This window comes from Moorena sp. SIO4E2, from assembly GCF_010671945.1.
Classification (GTDB): Bacteria; Cyanobacteriota; Cyanobacteriia; order Cyanobacteriales; family Coleofasciculaceae; genus Moorena; species Moorena producens.
Genome location: NZ_JAAHIE010000712.1, coordinates 1 through 3,193 on the forward strand (window position 1 = coordinate 1; position 3,193 = coordinate 3,193).

At 42.7% G+C, this 3,193-nt stretch carries 2 protein-coding genes and 1 pseudogene; 1 reads left to right on the forward strand and 2 read right to left on the reverse strand.

Annotation, left to right across the window (positions count from 1 at the left end; all coding sequences use genetic code 11):
• Window positions 1-196: pseudogene (locus tag F6K37_RS35860) on the reverse strand (two-partner secretion domain-containing protein); the annotation flags it as partial.
• 38 nt (window positions 197-234) lie between these two features.
• Window positions 235-1,554, reverse strand: a complete 1,320-nt coding sequence (locus F6K37_RS35865; RefSeq protein WP_502887805.1) for an RNA-guided endonuclease InsQ/TnpB family protein — start codon at window positions 1,552-1,554, stop codon at window positions 235-237.
• A gap of 234 nt (window positions 1,555-1,788) precedes the next feature.
• Between F6K37_RS35865 and F6K37_RS35870 the strand changes: the two genes are divergently transcribed.
• A partial coding sequence (locus tag F6K37_RS35870) for a tetratricopeptide repeat protein (protein ID WP_287255704.1) occupies window positions 1,789-3,193 on the forward strand: 1,405 nt, incomplete at its 3' end.

Sequence of the window (3,193 nt, forward strand, 5' to 3'; positions counted from 1 at the left end):
TCGCTGTACTCGCCACAAACGAACCCTGAATATCCAGTTGAGCATTGGCTCCAAAGATAATCCCATGGGGATTCAGTAAAAATAGATTAGCAGCACCATCGACTCCCAAGGTCCCCAAAATACTTGAAGGATTAGTGCCAGTCACCCGTGAGATAATATTCTCAATCCCTGCTGGATTAGCAAAATAAACCCGTTGTAACTCCTCAACATTAAAATCATTGACTACTCCCCCGCTTAAAAGACGGGGGATTCTAATAAGGATGTTTCGTGATGGGATGAATCCGCATCACTCCACACTGTTTTCTTATTAACTGACCACAGGACAAGCCTGTGGGGACGAGTCAAAACGCCCCTACCCAGTCGGTCTAGGCTAATACCTAGCGTTCTGCTTACTTTGCGTATTATATTGGCAGCACCATTACAATCCGCATTGACATACCAATTCATTGCGGTTCGGTATAAACCGCGCTTCGTTCTTCTCCCTGACGGCTTCCAATCGTTGGGTTTTTCACCATATTTTGGCAGATAGTCACCATCTAAGAACGATGCTTTACTTGTATAGCTTTCTTCTGTTTCTATGAACTCGATTCCATAGTGTTCACAAAGCCCGGCTATTCTCTCTTTTAGTCTAGCTGTAGGTATTGGCACAAATTCCGAATTAGTTTTTTTTCCTAACTCTATCGAGTTTTTGTTTCCTTTATTCCAACCAAAAACGACCCGACCGATTTGATTTTCTAAGCAATGTTTGATAACTAGTCTTGCGGCTTTGTTAATTCCATCGCGCATCTGACGATTACGTTTTTCGGTGATCGTAGCTAATCTATTAGACCAAAACCCTTGTGGCTTGCCTTCTTTGATTGTTGATATCTGTTTGTTATACCAACGATTCATCGATTTGATCTGCTTACCATCAATAATAAAGCTAATTTCTACATTAGAAACACAGGTTAACCAATTATCCAATCCTGGGTCAATCCCAAGTACATTATCTCTTTCTACACTTGGTTTTTCTATTTCTTTTTTATAAACAAACTCAACATAGAAACATCTATTCCTTGGCAGTATTCTTAATTCTCTGATGTCATCAAATTCAATATTGCTAGGAAGAGGCAATATAAAACTATCAATGTCAAACCAGCACTTTACTTGTCTGCCCAATGGTATTCTTATGTTTCCATCTATTAATCTTAAGGCTTGCTTTGGATAACTTACCAATGCCAAACCTCCCTTTTTTCTATACTTGGGCAGTCTTGGCCGATGCTCAATCTTCCCTTCTCGGTATGCTTTAATCAATTCTTTGTAGGATTTAAAGGACTCGTACACCGAACGAAGTATTTGTTGTGCTGCTTGGGAGTGAAGTGCCTTATAGTGACGATTTGGCTTGTATTCTTTTTCTAGCTCAAACTTGCTGATGTAGCGATTGGCTTTAAAGTAGATTTGACGAGCAAAGTAGATTCCCATATTTGTCAATCTATGGGATTGTATGCATAAAAAGTTGAGAATTGCCGACAATTCTCGATCTGGACTTAATAAAACCTGCTGACAGCCGTACACTTCCATCACCTCCGTTGCATTAGCCATTTTACCATAAACAGGACACATAAATGTGAAAGCGCCTGAACGGCTCGCTCGGTTTCATCCCCTGCTTAAAAGACAGGGGCTTTCACCTTCGCTTTTCTGTAATTGCGCAATTCGGCAATTATTATTGTCAGCAATATAAGCTTAGTTGCAGCTTTAGGGTGATAATTAACCTAAGTTTTCCAGAGCAGTTACAGAGCAGTCCTATTAATGTCGAGTAAACCTAAATCCAGGAGCGATCGCTTTTTAGGAATACTATTCCTGTTTAGCCTTACCGTTTGTATAGGGCTAGGTCATCTTCCCTCAATCGCTCAACCAGCTGAACAGGGAAATATGGCAACCACCCAGGCTGACAACCCCAGTCAACTCGTGGAACAAGGGGTTGAGTACTACCAAGCCGGAGATTATCAAGCTGCCATAGAGCCCTGGGAAAATGCCTTGAAGCTCTACCAACAGACCAACAACTATACCAATAGCGCAATTGTCCGGGAAAATCTGGCCAGAGCCTATCAAAAGATTGGTCACATCCAGGAGGCAATCAGTAACTGGGAGCAAGCCATCCTTGACTATCAACAGCTAAGGAACTGGCAACAAATGGGGCGAATGAAAACGGAATTGGCTCAAGCCTACAATAGTTTTGGACAACCGAGAAAAGCGATCGCGCTTCTATGTGGAGCCCCTGATACTGATGAAAATTCTAAAAACAAACCCAGTTGTGTCAAAGACAGTGCCTTAAAGGTTGCTCGTGCTCATCAGGATTGGAAGGGAGAAGCTGCTGCTTTGGGAAGTCTGGGAAATGCCTATCTTCTCAGAGGGGATTATGACCAAGGGATTGAATGTTTACAAACTGGTTTAGGCATTGATCAAAACGTTGAATTTGATATCAGCCCCCGACGCACAAAAGACTGTAAAATTGATACTTTGGGCAAAAATTATACAGCCAAGATTATCGCCGATAGTCCCTATCGCAGCTCATTTCTTAACGACCTAGGTAATGCTTACTTTAGCAAAGCTCAACGTTGGGAGCGCTGGGCTAGCTCTGCCAAAGAGCGGTCAGCGAAAGATACAGAAAATCAATTTAGAAAAAATGCCAAAGATAATTACAATCAAGCTCGGGACTATTTTAAAGAAAGTCTCGAACTAGCTCGCACTCAAAATCACCAACCTGCTCAAATGCGAGCATTGCGCAATTTGATTCGACTGTCCTACCGCCCACAAGAATCAATATCAATCGAGGCAGCAGAGGCGCGGAACCAATGGGTTCAAGACGCTCAGGAATTGTTCAAAGAACTACCGGATTCTCAGGATAAAGTCTACGCAGCCATCGATTTAGCTAAACTGGAGCAACCGATGACTGTGGTTACTGACACGTCCCAACACAATTCCTGTGGCAAACGTCAGCTAGAAGCAGAGACTGAAACACTCCTCAATCAAGCCATCTCAATTGCTCAACGCCTTCAGGACTACCGTTCCCAGTCTTTTGCCCTCGGTGAATTGGGTCATCTCTATTACTGCCGCCAAGACTATCAAAACGCCCTAGACTTCACTCAAAAGGCATGGTGGATGGCTGACCAAAATCTATCCGCAAAAGATAGCCTGTATTTGTGGCAGTGGC